This window comes from Saccharopolyspora ipomoeae, from assembly GCF_029952525.1.
GTDB lineage: Bacteria > Actinomycetota > Actinomycetes > Mycobacteriales > Pseudonocardiaceae > Saccharopolyspora > Saccharopolyspora ipomoeae.
Window position 1 is genome coordinate 488,180 of record NZ_JASAOF010000002.1, and the last position, 14,106, is coordinate 502,285.

The following is a 14,106-nucleotide window of genomic DNA, read 5'->3' on the forward strand; positions in this document are numbered from 1 at the left end:
CGGCGGCTCAGGCGTACGGTGACAGCCCGCCGACCCGGCCCGCAAGTGGGGTCTACCGGGCGATGTCCGCAGCCGGGCGGGTGTTGCGGACGCGGTCGGCACCGATGCCGCACTCCTCGGCGCGGGCGCAGCCGTGCACCAGCCAGTCGAGCTGGCCGGGCGCGTGGGCGTCGGAGTCGACGGTGAACTCGCAGCCCAGGTCGCGAGCCAGGCGCAGCAGTTCGCGAGGCGGGTCGAGCCGGTCGGGCCGCGAGTTGATCTCCACGGCGACGTCGTGGTCGCGGCACGCGGTGAAGACCTCGCGCGCGTCGAAGGTGGACTGCGGGCGCTTGCGGTCGCCGATGAGCCTGCCGGTGCAGTGCCCGAGCACGTCGACGTGCGGGTTGCTCGCGGCGGTGACCATGCGGCGGGTCATCGGCCCGGAGGCCATCCGCAGCTCGGAGTGCGCGCTGGCGACCACCACGTCGAGCTCGGCCAGCAGGTCCTCGTCCTGGTCGAGGGAGCCGTCGCCGAGGATGTCGACCTCGATCCCGGTGAGGATCCGGAACGGCGCGAGCTCGCGGTTGAGCCGCGCGACCACGTCGAGCTGCTCGCGCAGCCGTTCGGCGGACAGACCCCGCGCGACCGTCAGCCGCGGCGAGTGGTCGGTCAGCGCCATCCACTCGTGCCCGAGCCAGCGGGCGGTGGTGGCCATCTCGGCGATCGGGCTGCCGCCGTCGGACCAGTCGGAGTGGGCGTGGCAGTCGCCGCGCAGCGCCTCCCGCAGCGCGGTCCCGTTCTCCGGAACCTCGGCGGCGTCGCGGACTTTCACCAGGTAGTCGGGCGTCTCGCCGCGGTGGGCCTGGGCGATGACGGTGGCGGTGGTGCGGCCGATGCCCTCCAGGTCGGTGAGCGTGCCGCGCTCGACGCGCCGGTCGAGGTCGTCGACGTCGTCGAGGACGGCGGCGGCCCGCCGGAAGGCCCGCACCCGGTAGGTGGGCGCGTTCTGCCGCTCCAGCCAGAAGGCGATCTCGCGCAGCGCCGCGGTCGCGTCGTCGCTCACCCGTCCTTGGTATCGGCTCCGGTCGCTCCGCGCCACCGTTGCAGCGCCGCGCCGATGCGCTCGGCCACGGCGAACAGCCGGTCCTCCTGGCCGGGGCTGCCGACCAGCTGCAGGCCGGCCGGGAGCCCGTCGACGGTTCCGACCGGGACCGACAGGGCGGGAGTTCCGGCGAGGTTCCAGGGCCGGGTGAGCCCGATCAGCGGTCCGCGCACCGGCAGCGGCGCGCCGCCGACCTCGATCTCGCGCTGGTCGACCTCGGGCGCGGCGACGCAGGTGGTGGGCATGGCCAGCAGGTCCACCTGGTCGAGCAGCGCACCGACCTCGGCGCGCCACTGCTCGCGCTCGGTCAGCGCCCGCACGTACTGCCACCCGGCGGTCTCCCCCGCCTGCCGCAGGATGGCCAGCACGTCGTCGGTGAACAGCTGCGGCGCCTCGGCGACGCGCTCGGCGTGCACGGCGTGGGCCTCGCTGAACTGGATGGCGCCGAACGCCCGCAGCATCCCGTCCAGGCCGCCGGGCCGGATGTCGCGGATGTCGAGACCGTCGGCCCGCACCGCGGTGCGGGCGAGTTCGGCGATCCGAGGATCGGTGGGGTGCAGCAGGTCCGGCGGGATCCAGCCGACGCTCACCTCGGCTCCGCGCTCGCGGCGCGGCATCGGCCGCAGTCCGGCCAGCACCCGGTAGCCGGTGCGGCAGTCGTCGGCGCTGCCGGCGAGGACGCCGACGTGGTCGAGGGTCTGCGACAGCGGGAACACCCCGCCGGTGGGCACGGCGCCGTAGGCCGGTTTGAACCCGGCCACCCCGCACAGCGAGGCGGGGATGCGCACCGAACCGCCGGTGTCGGTGCCCAGGGCCAGCGGCACGATGCCGGCGGCGACCGCGGCGCCGCTGCCGCCGCTGGAACCGCCGGTCATCCGCCCGGGGTCGTGCGGGTTGCGGGAGGCCCCGTTGTGGGCGCGGTCGCCGGTGGGGCCGAAGGCGAACTCCTGGGTGGTGGTCTTGCCGATGATGATCGCCCCGGCCTCGCGCAGCCGCGTCACGCACTCGGCGTCCTGCGCGGGCACGTTGTCGGCGAAGTGCGCCGAGCCCATCGTGGTGCGCAGCCCGGCGACGTCGATGATGTCCTTGACCGCGACCGGGATGCCGTGCAGCGGCCCGCGGTCGCGCCCGTCGGCGAGTTCGGCGTCGGCGGTCTCGGCGGCGCGCAGCGCCCCGGCCCGGTCGACGGTGACGAAGGCGTTGAGCGTCCCGTCGAGCGCGTCGATCGCGGTCAGCGCAGCCTTGACGAGATCGACGGCGCGGATCTCGTCGGCGCGCAACCGCTCACCGAGCTCGGCGATGGTGCGGCCGCGGAAATATCCCGTCGTGTGCTGTGTTCCGGTGCTCAACGCGACTCCCGCCCCGAGTGGTCAGCGAAGAGCTCATCGTGCGCTCGCGGTCGGTGATCGTCAACGCCCCGAGCGCACGGCGGTGATCGCCCCGAGCACCACCACCAGCAGCGTCATCGTCAGCGACAGCGCGGTCACCGAGGCGTCCTGGGCGGGCCCGTGCCCGGCGATCCCGGCCAGCAGCGCTTCGACGCCGAGGAACACCAGCACGGCCGCTCCGCCCACCGACGCTCCCGGCGCGCGGGAGCACAGCGGGGCGGCCGCGCGCACCAGGCGCGCGACGCCGAGCAGCGCCAGCAGGTTCGCGCACAGCACCAGCGGGGAGCTCCCGCCGGTGGCGGTCACGGCGAAGGCGCCGAGCACGACGGCGACCGGGATCGCGGCGAGCCGGGCGACCCGCACCTCGGGCAGCCCGGGTTCGTCCCGGCGGAACAGCCACCAGGCACCCACCAGCACCACGACCCCGGTGGCCGCCGAGAGCCACCCGAGCCCGGGGGCTCCGGTGCTCACCAGCACGATCCGGACCAGCGCCGAGGCGCCGACGGCGACCGGCACGCGTCGAGAACCGCTGCGGACGCGACGAACACCGGGGTTCTCGCCGGCGCCGGGTGCGCGGTGGGTGAGCAGGACCAGCAGCACGACGAGGTCGACGGTCATCGCCAGCGCCGCGCCCCAGGCGGCCAGGAACTCCGCCGCCTTCGCCGGGGCGTCGAGCGCGAGCGCGCCCGCGAGCAGAGGTGCGGCGAGCAGGCCGGCGCCGGCGACCAGCGGGTCGCGGCGGGTGGGCGCGCGCTCCCGGGCGCAGGTGAGCAGGTCGGCGGTCAGGGCCGCGAGCAGCAGGATCACCGCTGCGGACGGGACTAAGGCGGGCACGCTCATGGGCGCCTCCGGCGTGGGGAGTCGGTGATCCCCGCAGGCCACGGCTCTCGGGCCTGGCATCGGTGGTTCTAGTCGGGCGGAAGGGCGGTGTCCAGAACCACACCGCCGATCCATCCGTTCGGCCCAAGGGGTGGTCCACACTGGACGGCTCGGTCGGGGCCGTTCGCCGCGACCCGTCACGCATGGCGGGATACTGTATGCTAAAGCCACGGGCTGAACCCGTGGACCGCATCGCCCACGAGCAACCGGAGCTGACCGCATGTCCCTGACCTCGAAACCGTCCGAGGCCCTCGCCGCCCGCCAGGTGGCGCGCCCGGTCCCGCTGCGCGAGACGGTCTACGAGGCCATCCTCGAACTGATCATCACCGGCGAGCTCAAGCCGGGCCAGCACCTGGTCGAGAAGGAGCTGGCCGAGGCGCTGGGCGTGTCCCGCCAGCCGGTCCGCGAAGCCCTGCAGTGGCTCAAGAAGGACGAGTGGGTGGACCTGCGCCCGGGCTACGGCGCGTTCGTCCACAGCCCCACGCCCGAGGAGGCCGACCAGCTGCTGGGCGTGCGCACCCTGCTGGAGGCCGAGTCAGCCCGGCTGGCCGCGCTGCACGCGACCAAGGACGGCGTCGCGGCCCTCAAGCAGATCTACAAGCGCGGCGTCGCCGCCCTCAAGGCCGACGACATCGACGCGGTCGTGGCCGCCAACTCCGAGCTGCACGCCACCATCACGGAGCTCTCCGGCAACAAGGTCCTCATCGAACTCGCCTCGCAGATCAACCGCCGGGTCCGCTGGTACCACACCCCGGTCGCCAAGAGCCGGGGCAAGCAGGCCTGGGACGAGCACTCGGCCCTCATCGACGCCATCGCCAAGAAGGACGCCGACACAGCGGCCACCCTCATGCGAGAGCACACGGAGCACACCCGAAAGACCTACCTGGACCAGAGCGCAGACGCGGACGAGGACTGACGAGAGCAACCACCGTCAGGCAAGCGCCGCAGGCGCTTTCCCTTTGCCCCGAGCAAGCACCTGGCACCGCCGCGGGTTCTGACACGTCTTCTGGGGAGGACAGCCGACGTGTCGTGCGTCGGCACGCACAAGCCTCGGATCCCGGAACGAGAAGGCGTGTCGGGTTCCGCCACCCGCACCGCCGAGCAAAGAGACCGCAGAGCCTTGTCAGTGGACGAAACCCCTAACCCCGCGAAACGATCATGACCTCGGATTTCCCATCGGTGAAAGTCCCGAGAAAGCCACATCGGGCATTATCCTTTTTGCCTGCCTGGGGCACAGGGCGTCCGCTGATTGGGTTCGACGGCCGCCCGGGTGGCCGGGCGTCGGTTCGATGAGGATGGGGGATTCGTCGCACCGGCGCCGGCGTCACCGTTCAGGAGGGGGACCAAAGGGCGGCCGCTTGTGGGGAGCGGTCGCCCTTTCTCTTCGTTCGGCTCGCACAACATCGCGGTGGCCGCCGGGTTTCAGCTCAGCAGCGGTTGTCCGCAGGTCAGGCGGGCGAGGTGGTCGAGGGCCCGGTCGGCGGGCAGTTGGCCGTGGGCGGCGGTGTGGGCGTCGCGGAATCGGCGTTCGACGCCGTAGTCCTGGCGGAAGGCGTGCTGGCCGCACACCTTGATGCCGAGTTCGGCGACCTGCACGGCGTTGTCGCCGGCGAGCGCTCGGGCTTGCAGGAGTCGTTCGAGTCCGTCGGCGTGCCAGTGGCTTCCGGCGGCGTCGGTGAGCACGAGCGCCGCGGTGTCGACCTTGGTGCGCATCCGGGCGAGGTCGGCCCGGACCTCGGGTTGCCGGCTGGGCGGGTCCTGCCAGCGCGACCAGGAGGGTTGCGGTCCGGTGACGCATTCGACGCTGCGGGTGAGCACGGCTTGCATGAGCCCGAGGGCGAGCGCGGCTTGCAGGGCGCACAGCCAGGGCAGGACCTCGTCGACGAGCAGGGCCGTTCCGCCGCCTCGGGTGCCGAGCAGGGCGGAGTCGGGGACCCGCACGGGGTCGGCGGTGATGGTGGCGGTGGCGCTGCCGCGCAGCCCGACGGCGTCGGCGTGCGCGGGGACGCACAGCCCTGGGGCTTGGGAGGGGACCAGCCACCACGACAGGCCCTGCTCGTCTCGGCTGCACCAGAGGTAGCTGTCGGCTTCGCCGGCGGCGGTCACCCAGTTCTTGCGCGCGGACAGCGCGGTCACTCCCCCGCCCGACTCGGCGCGGCCGGTGGGGACCGTGCCGGGGTTGCCGGCCTCGGCCAGCGCGAGGGTGCTGAGGTGGCGTCCGGTGGCCAGGGCGCGCAGCAGCTCGGGCCCGGCGTGGCGGGCGAGTGCGGCGGTGGCGGTGTAGTGCGAGGCGAGGATCGCGGCGGTGGAGCCGCAGGCGCGGGCGAGGCGGGTGATCACCTCGGTGGCTTCGACCAGGCCGCGGCCTCCTCCGCCGCACCTGCTGGGCAGGGTGAGGCCGAGCAGGCCCGCTCCGGCCAGGGCGGCGAGGGTGTCGCGGGGGAAGCGGCCGCGGTCGTCGATCTCGCGGGCGCGGGGTTCGACGGCGGTGCGCAGGACGTGTCCGAGCGGGTCGCTCCGGTGGGCGGTCATGTCCGGTCCCGGGTCGGGCCCGCCGCGCGTGCGCGACGGGCCCGGGTGGTGCTCTCGTGCATGCTCACTCCCGTGAGTTCGGCCCGGCCCCTGCCGGTTCGCGCACCGCCGGTTCGCGCGGCGCGGGTTCGCGGGGCGCGGGTTCGCGGGGCGCGGGTTCGCGGGGCGCGGGTTCGCGGGGCGCGAGGCGTTGGCCGAGCAGGTCGCCGAGTGCGTTGACGGTGCGCAGGGTCGGGGCGTCGGCGCCCACGAGGTCGGCGAGTTCGACGACCGCGGTGAGCATCGCCGCCAGTTCCAGGGGTTTTCCCCGCTCCAGGTCTTGGAGGGTGGAGGTCTTGTGCTCGCCGGTGCGTTCGGCCCCGGCGAGGCGGCGTTCGACGGCGATGTCGGGGTGGCAGCCGAGCGCGGCGGCGATCTGGAGGGTTTCGCGCATCAGGGCGGCGACCAGTTCCCGCACCCCCGGGTGCCGGCACATGCCGGCGAGGGTGGCGCCGGTGAGGGCGCTGATCGGGTTGAAGGCGACGTTGCCCATCAGCTTGATCCAGACGTCGCGGCGGATGTCGTCCTCGACGGGGCACTTGAGCCCACCGGCGATCATGGCGTCGCTGAACTCGCGGCAGCGCGCGCTGTCGCTGCCGTCGGGTTCGCCGATGGAGAAGCGGGTTCCTTCCCGGTGCCGCACCACGCCGGGGGCGTCGAGTTCGGTGGCGGCGTAGACGACGCAGCCGATGGCGCGGTGCGGGGGGAGGACTCGGCTGACCGCGCCGCCGGGGTCGACGGTCTCGATGCGGTGGCCTTCGTGCGGGCCGCGCAGTCCGTGGAAGTACCACCACGGGATGCCGTTCTGCGCGGCGATGACGGTGGTGTCCTCCTTGAGCAGGGGGTGGACCAGGGGTCCGGAGCTGGCGTAGGAGTAGGCCTTGAGGCCGAGGATGACGTGATCCACCGGGCCGATCTCGGCGGGGTCGTCGGTGGCGTGCGGTGCGACCTGGAAGCCCCCTCGGGGGCTCAGGACCTCGACCCCGCGGCTGCGGAGGGCGGCGAGGTTGTCCCCGCGGGCGATGAGGCTCACGTCCGCGCCTGCCCGCTGCAGGCAGGCACCCATGTACGCGCCGATGGCACCGGCGCCGACAACAGCGACTCTCACTGGTGATCTCCACTCTGGTCATGCGGGCCAGGCGTGGGTGTCGGTGCACGCAGTATACAGTATGCGACTTCGCGGACAAGATTTCCGCACTCCTCAGGCCGTCGAGAGTCGCCTCCGAACCGCCTGCGACCAGGCTGAATCCGGACCTTTGAGTCCACACTGGACGAATTCGGCGGGGCCCGGTTCCCCGGCTCGACCTATGGACACCCGGCTTCCGCTGGGGTATGCCTGAGACACACCTCATACGGTATGCAGTATGTCGCCGACCGTAGACGCGGCCTTCTTCAAAGGGGATGAGCGCACATGGCCCAGGCTTCCGACAACGCAGGCGAACCCGAGACGATCTCCGGCGGGCACCTCGTCGCCAAGGCGCTCAAGGCCGAAGGCGTGGACACGATCTACACCCTCTGCGGTGGCCACATCATCGACATCTACGACGGCTGCGTGGACGAGGGCATCGACGTCGTCGACGTGCGCCACGAGCAGGTCGCCGCCCACGCCGCCGACGGCCACTCCCGCATCACCGGCAAGCCCGGCTGCGCGGTCGTGACCGCCGGCCCCGGCACCACCGACGCGGTCACCGGCGTGGCCAACGCCTTCCGCGCGGAGAGCCCGATGCTGCTCATCGGCGGCCAGGGAGCCCTGTCGCAGCACAAGATGGGGTCGCTGCAGGACCTGCCGCACGTCGACATGATGAACCCGATCACCAAGTTCGCCGCGACCGTGCCGCACACCGAGCGCGCCGCCGACATGGTGTCGATGGCCTTCCGCGAGTGCTACCACGGCTCCCCCGGCCCGTCGTTCCTGGAGATCCCGCGCGACGTCCTCGACGCCCGGGTTCCGGTCGAGCGCGCCCGCGTGCCGCGTCCCGGCGGCTACCGCGCCACCACCCGCTCCGCGGGCGACCCCGACGCGATCGAGAAGCTGGCCGACCTGCTGGTAAAGGCCGAGAAGCCCTGCATCCTGCTGGGCAGCCAGACCTGGACCTGCCGAGCCACGGACTCGGCGGTGAAGCTGGTCCGCGAGCTGAACGTGCCCGCGTTCTGCAACGGGGCCGGGAGGGGCACGCTTCCGCCCGCGGACCCGCTGCACTTCCAGCTGGCGCGCCGCTACGCCTTCCAGAACTCCGACCTGATCATCATCCTGGGCACCCCGTTCGACTTCCGGATGGGCTACGGCAAGCGCCTGTCGCCGCAGGCCACCGTCGTGCAGATCGACCTGGACTACCGCACGGTCGGCCGCAACCGCGACGTCGACCTGGGCATCGTCGGCGACGCCGACGCGGTGCTCACCGCCGTGGCCCAGGCCGCCTCCGGGCGCCTGAACAACGGCGCCGGCGGCCGCACGACCTGGGTGCAGGAGCTGCGCGAGGTCGAGACCGCCGCGCTGCAGAAGCGCCTGCCGCGCCAGCACTCCGACGCCTCCCCCATCGACCCCTACCGGCTGGTGCACGAGATCAACGAGTTCCTCACCGAGGACTCGATCTACATCGGCGACGGCGGTGACATCGTCACCTTCTCCGGCCAGGTCATCCAGCCCAAGTCCCCCGGCCACTGGATGGACCCGGGACCGCTGGGCACCCTCGGCGTCGGCGTGCCCTTCGCGATGGCCGCCAAGAAGGCCCGCCCCGACAAGGAGGTCGTGTGCCTGTTCGGCGACGGTGCCTTCAGCCTCACCGGCTGGGACTTCGAGACGATGGTGCGCTTCGACCTGCCCTTCGTCGGCATCGTCGGCAACAACTCCTCGATGAACCAGATCCGCTACGGCCAGATCGCCAAGTACGGCGAGGACCGCGGCCGGGTCGGCAACACCCTCGGCGACATCTCCTACAGCAAGTTCGCGCAGATGCTCGGCGGTTACGGCGAGGAGGTCGACGACCCCGCCGACATCGCCCCCGCGCTGCAGCGCGCACGCGAGTCCGGCAAGCCGTCGTTGATCAACGTCTGGGTCGATCCCGAGGTCTACGCCCCGGGAACGATGAACCAGACCATGTACAAGTGAGGTGTGACGTCATGAGCGCACTCGAAGGTGTCCGGGTCCTGGACATGACTCACGTGCAGTCGGGCCCGTCGGCGACCCAGATCCTGGCCTGGCTCGGGGCCGACGTGGTCAAGCTCGAAGCCCCCACCGGCGACATCACCCGCAAGCAGCTGCGCGACGTCGCCGACGCCGACAGCCTCTACTTCACGATGCTCAACTGCAACAAGCGCAGCATCACGCTGAACATGAAGTCCGAGGCGGGCAAGGAGATCTTCACCCGCCTGGTCGCCGAATCCGACGTGCTGGTGGAGAACTTCGGCCCGGGCACCGTGGACCGGATGGGCTTCACCTGGGACAAGCTGCGCGAGATGAACCCGAAGCTGATCTACGCCTCGATCAAGGGCTTCGGCGAGGGCCCCTACACCCACTTCAAGGCCTACGAGGTCGTCGCCCAGGCGATGGGCGGGTCGATGTCGACCACCGGGTTCGAGGACGGGCCACCGCTGGCCACCGGAGCGCAGATCGGCGACTCGGGAACCGGGATCCACACCGTCGCCGGGATCCTCGCCGCGCTGCTGCAGCGCGAGCGCACCGGCGAGGGCCAGCGGGTGTCGGTGGCGATGCAGCACGCGGTGCTGAACCTGTGCCGGGTCAAGCTGCGCGACCAGCAGCGGTTGGCGCACGGCCCGCTGCGGGAGTACCCCAACGCCGAGTTCGGCGACGAGGTGCCGCGCTCGGGCAACGCCTCCGGTGGCGGCCAGCCCGGGTGGGCGGTGCGCTGCAAGCCCGGCGGCGACAACGACTACATCTACGTCATCGTGCAGCCGCAGGGCTGGGCGCCGATCGCCCACCTCATCGGGCGCCCGGAGCTGGTCGAGGACCCGGACTGGGCCACCCCGGAAGCACGTCTGTCCAAACTGGACAAGATGTTCAGCATGATCGAGGAGTGGACGCTCGGGCACGACAAGTGGACCGTGCTGGCCGCGCTCAACGAGCACAACGTGCCCTGCGGCCCGATCCTGTCGACCAAGGAGATCATCGAGGACGCCTCGCTGGCCGACAACGACATGATCGTCAGCGTCGATCACCCCGAGCGCGGTGAGTTCAAGACGGTCGGCTGCCCGATCAAGCTCTCCGACTCCCCCGTGCACGTCCAGCGCTCCCCCCTGCTCGGCGAGCACACCGCCGAGGTCTTCCGGGACCGGCTGGGCATCGACGAGTCCGAACTGGCCGAGCTCAAGGCGAACGGAGTGATCTGACGTGGCATACGACGGTGCCCTCGTGCGGGAGGTGCTCGACGCGGTGCGGTCCGACGGCCGCACGGCGCTCACCGCCCCCGAGGCCAAGAAGCTGTGCGACGCCTACGGCATCCCCACCGCCGGTGAGGGCCTGGCCACCAGCTCCGACGAGGCGGTCGCGCTGGCCGCCGAGATCGGCGGACCGGTGGCGCTCAAGATCGTCTCACCGGACATCCTGCACAAGACCGACGCCGGGTGCGTGCTCGTCGACGTCCGCGGCGCCGACGACGTGCGCGCCGGGTACGAGACGATCCTGGCCAACGCCCACGCCCACACCGAGAACCCGGCCATCGCCGGGGTGCAGGTGCAGCAGATGGTCAGCGGCCAGGAGGTCATCGTCGGCGCCACCACCGACCCGACCTTCGGCAAGGTCGTGGCCTTCGGGCTCGGCGGGGTGCTGGTGGAGGTGCTCAAGGACGTCACGTTCCGGCTGGCGCCGCTGAGCGCCGACGAGGCCAGGTCGATGCTCGACGACATCGCCGCCGCCGACGTGCTGCGCGGCGCGCGCGGCGCCGAGCCGGTCGACGCCGAGGCCCTGGCCGAGGTGCTGCGGCGGGTCTCGAACCTGGTCAGCGACTTCCCGGAGATCGCCGAGCTGGACCTCAACCCGGTGTTCGCCACGCCGTCGGGGGCCACGGCGGCCGACGTGCGGGTGGTGCTGCGCTCCGACGAGCCGGCGGCGGTGCCGCAGCGCTCCCCCGAGGAGATCCTGGAGTCGATGCGGCGGTTGATGACGCCGAGCAGCGTCGCGGTGATCGGGGCCTCCAACGAGGAGGGCAAGATCGGCAACTCGGTGATGAAGAACCTGATCAACGGCGGCTACGCGGGCGAGATCCACCCGATCAACCCGAAGGCCGACGAGATCATGGGCCGCACGGCCCACAAGAGCATCACCGACGTGCCGGGGCCGGTGGACGTCGCGGTGTTCGCGGTGCCGGCGAAGTTCGTGGCCTCGGCGCTGCGGGACTGCGGTGCCAAGGGCGTCTCGGCTGCGGTGCTGATCCCGTCGGGTTTCGCCGAGACCGGAAACCAGGAGCTGCAGGACGAGGTCGTGGCGGTGGCCCGCGAGCACGGGATCCGGCTGCTGGGCCCCAACATCTACGGCTACTACTACACGCCGAAGAACCTGTGCGCGACGTTCTGCACGCCCTACGACGTGCGCGGCGGCGTGGCGCTGACCTCGCAGAGCGGCGGGATCGGCATGGCGATCCTGGGGTTCTCGCGGACCACGAAGATGGGCGTGTCGGCGATCGTGGGGCTGGGCAACAAGTCCGATGTGGACGAGGACGACCTGCTGACGTTCTTCGAGCACGACGACAACACCAACGTGGTGGCCATGCACCTGGAGGACCTCAAGGACGGCCGGGCGTTCGTCGACGCCGCGCGCAGCATCACCAAGAAGAAGCCGGTGGTGGTGCTCAAGGCCGGGCGCACCGACATGGGTGCGCGGGCGGCCAGCTCGCACACCGGCGCGCTGGCCGGCGACGACAAGGTCTACGACGACGTCCTGCGCCAGGCGGGCGTGGTGCGGGCGCCTGGCCTCAACGAGATGCTGGAGTACGCCCGTGGATTGCCGGTGCTGCCGACGCCGAAGGGCGAGAACGTCGTGATCATCACCGGTGCCGGCGGGTCCGGGGTGCTGCTCTCGGACGCCTGCGTGGCCAACGGGCTGCGGCTGATGGACATCCCGCCGGATCTGGACGAGGAGTTCCGCCGCTACATCCCGCCGTTCGGCGCGGCGGGCAACCCGGTCGACATCACCGGTGGCGAGCCGCCGAGCACCTACGAGGCCACCATCCGGCTCGGCCTGCGCGACCCGCGGATCCACTCGCTGATCCTCGGCTACTGGCACACCATCGTCACCCCGCCGATGGTGTTCGCCGAACTGGCTTCCCGCGTCGCCGAAGAGGCTCGCGCGGAAGGGATCGACAAGCCGATCGTGGTGTCGCTCGCGGGCGACACGGAGGTGGAGAAGGCCGCGGACTACCTGTTCGACCACGGCATAGTCGCCTTCCCCTACACGACGGAGAAACCGGTAGCGGTCCTGGGCGCCAAGTACCAATGGGCCCGCTCCGCCCACCTCCTCCCCTGATCGGCGGTCCCCCGGACGGAAACCGCACCATTCGTCGCGTCGAAGACCGCGGTTTTCCTCGCGTGAAAACTGCGGTTTTCGTCGGGTCGAACACCGCGGTTCCCGTCGGGTCGAGAACTGCGGTTCCCGTCCGGGCGAGAACCGCGGTATTCGACCTGCGGGGGCCGGTGTGCACTCCCATGGACAACCCCAAAGGACAAGGAGGTCCGATGTGGACGCTGAGCAGGCGCCTGGGAGAGACGATCAAGAACCGGTATTAGCAGACGGCGGTCGGGTGTGGCGCGCAGGTGGGCTGGAGCCGATGCCCATCCGCAAGCTGCCCGACGCTCCGCCGTCGATCCACCTGCTCGGCCCCACCGTGTTCCTCGTGGCGCTCGGTGTGGGCATGGGCGAGTCCTACATGTGGCCGCGGCTGGTGCTGATCTTCGGCCCGGAGATCCGCTGGCTGTTCCTGATCGGTGTGACGTTGCAGGCCGTGGTGATGCTGGAGATGGCGCGCTACGCGATGGCCACCGGCGAGAGCATCTTCTCCGGCGCGGCGCGCGTGGCCAAACCGGTCATGTGGTTCTTCTTCATCACCGCCATCGCGGTCTACATCTGGCCCGGCCACCTCTCGGCGGGCGCGGCGGCGCTGGAGCAGATCACCGGAATCCCCTGGTACATCTCGGGATGCGTGGGCCTGCTGCTGGTCGGGGTCATCTTCACGATGGCCAAGGTGATCTACAGCCTGCTGGAGAACGTGCTGTCGATCCTGATCGGCCTGCTGGTGGTGGGCACCGCGGTCATCGCCTCGCTGGTGGGCAACCTCGGCGATCTGACCAGCACGATCGCCGGGATGTTCCACTTCGGGTACTTCCCGCAGGCGGCGATGTCGCCGGAGTGGTTCCCGGTGGTCGTCGGCGCGATCGCCTTCGCGGGACCGTCGGGCATGCAGCAGATGTGGTACACCCTGCACCTGCGCGATTCGGGTGCCGGCATGGGTTCGCACATCCCCCGCATCCGCGGCCTCAGGCACGCGGGCGAGGAGGAGGCCATGCCCTCGCGCGGGTTCATGTTCGACACCGACGACCCGTCGGAGATGGCCAAGTGGAAGGGCTGGCGGCGCTGGGTCACCTTCGACGCGCTGCTGCTGTTCTGGGGCGTGACGATGCTGGTGACGATCTCGTTCACCGTCCTCGCCCAGGCCGCTTCGCGGGAGAACCCCAACGTCAAGACGCTCATCGAGTCGGGCGAGCGCGAGGCCGCGCTGTCGGCGATGTCGGACGCGTTCTCGGCGGCGGGTTCGCCGGTGCTGGGCACGGTGTTCCTCGGGTTCATCGCCCTGATCGGCCTCAACGCGACGCTGGGTCTGTTCGACTCGTTCTCCCGCGGCCAGGCGGACATGACCTACCACTTCGTGCCCGGCGCCAAGCGGTTCGGGATGTCGAAGCTCTACGCGGCGTTCCTGTGGGGCGTGATCATCTTCGGGATCGTGATCCTGCTGTTCGGCCCGGCCGACGGACCGAGCTCGATCCTGGACATCCTCGCGTTCCTGTCCACCTTCGCGATGGGCGCCTACTGCGTGGTGCTGCTGCTGGTGAACAACCGGATGCTGCCCAAGCCGATCCGGCCGAGGTGGTGGTCCAACCTGATCATCGGGCTGGGCGCGGTGTTCTACCTCGGGATGCTGTTCTACAGCCTGGTCGAGTTCGGCGTGGTCGTGAGCTGAC

Annotated in this window: 10 protein-coding genes; 5 read left to right on the forward strand and 5 right to left on the reverse strand. The window is 71.2% G+C overall.

Annotated elements, in window-relative coordinates; genetic code table 11:
* Window positions 1-52: 52 nt before the first annotated feature.
* The 3 genes from QFW96_RS05810 to QFW96_RS05820 are packed head-to-tail and all read right to left on the reverse strand — an operon-like array spanning window position 53 to window position 3,309.
* Entirely contained in the window at window positions 53-1,042 is a 990-nt protein-coding gene (locus QFW96_RS05810; protein ID WP_281454481.1) for a PHP domain-containing protein, read from the reverse strand.
* Window positions 1,039-2,430 (reverse strand): amidase, encoded by a 1,392-nt coding sequence (locus QFW96_RS05815; protein ID WP_281454482.1) that lies wholly within the window; start codon window positions 2,428-2,430, stop codon window positions 1,039-1,041. The genes QFW96_RS05810 and QFW96_RS05815 overlap by 4 nt, the downstream gene beginning before the upstream one ends.
* Window positions 2,431-2,490: 60 nt before the next feature.
* Entirely contained in the window at window positions 2,491-3,309 is an 819-nt protein-coding gene (locus QFW96_RS05820) for a hypothetical protein (RefSeq protein ID WP_281454483.1), read from the reverse strand.
* A gap of 259 nt (window positions 3,310-3,568) precedes the next feature.
* Here QFW96_RS05820 and QFW96_RS05825 point away from each other — a divergent pair, with 259 nt between their 5' ends.
* Complete coding sequence (locus QFW96_RS05825) at window positions 3,569-4,264, forward strand: GntR family transcriptional regulator (RefSeq protein WP_281454484.1); 696 nt, start codon at window positions 3,569-3,571, stop codon at window positions 4,262-4,264.
* Window positions 4,265-4,770: 506 nt separating this feature from the next.
* Here the strand turns inward: QFW96_RS05825 and QFW96_RS05830 are convergent.
* Window positions 4,771-5,880 (reverse strand): acyl-CoA dehydrogenase family protein, encoded by a 1,110-nt coding sequence (locus QFW96_RS05830; RefSeq protein ID WP_281454485.1) that lies wholly within the window; start codon window positions 5,878-5,880, stop codon window positions 4,771-4,773.
* Window positions 5,881-5,944: 64 nt separating this feature from the next.
* Window positions 5,945-7,027: a 2-dehydropantoate 2-reductase gene (locus QFW96_RS05835; RefSeq protein ID WP_281454486.1), complete on the reverse strand. Its 1,083-nt coding sequence runs from the start codon at window positions 7,025-7,027 to the stop codon at window positions 5,945-5,947.
* A gap of 303 nt (window positions 7,028-7,330) precedes the next feature.
* On the opposite strand from QFW96_RS05835, the gene QFW96_RS05840 reads away from it, so the two are divergent.
* The 4 genes from QFW96_RS05840 (at window position 7,331) to QFW96_RS05855 (ending at window position 14,105) form a co-directional block, all read left to right on the forward strand.
* Window positions 7,331-9,028, forward strand: a complete 1,698-nt coding sequence (locus tag QFW96_RS05840) for a thiamine pyrophosphate-binding protein (RefSeq protein ID WP_281454487.1) — start codon at window positions 7,331-7,333, stop codon at window positions 9,026-9,028.
* An 11-nt stretch (window positions 9,029-9,039) separates the two neighbouring features.
* Window positions 9,040-10,266, forward strand: a complete 1,227-nt coding sequence (gene frc / locus QFW96_RS05845) for a formyl-CoA transferase (protein WP_281454488.1) — start codon at window positions 9,040-9,042, stop codon at window positions 10,264-10,266.
* A gap of 1 nt (window position 10,267) precedes the next feature.
* Window positions 10,268-12,397, forward strand: a complete 2,130-nt coding sequence (locus tag QFW96_RS05850; protein ID WP_281454489.1) for an acetate--CoA ligase family protein — start codon at window positions 10,268-10,270, stop codon at window positions 12,395-12,397.
* Between the two features lie 301 nt (window positions 12,398-12,698).
* Window positions 12,699-14,105 carry an Nramp family divalent metal transporter gene (locus QFW96_RS05855; protein ID WP_281454490.1) on the forward strand — a complete coding sequence of 469 codons (1,407 nt, stop codon included), beginning with the start codon at window positions 12,699-12,701 and terminating at the stop codon, window positions 14,103-14,105.
* Window position 14,106 lies beyond the last annotated feature (1 nt).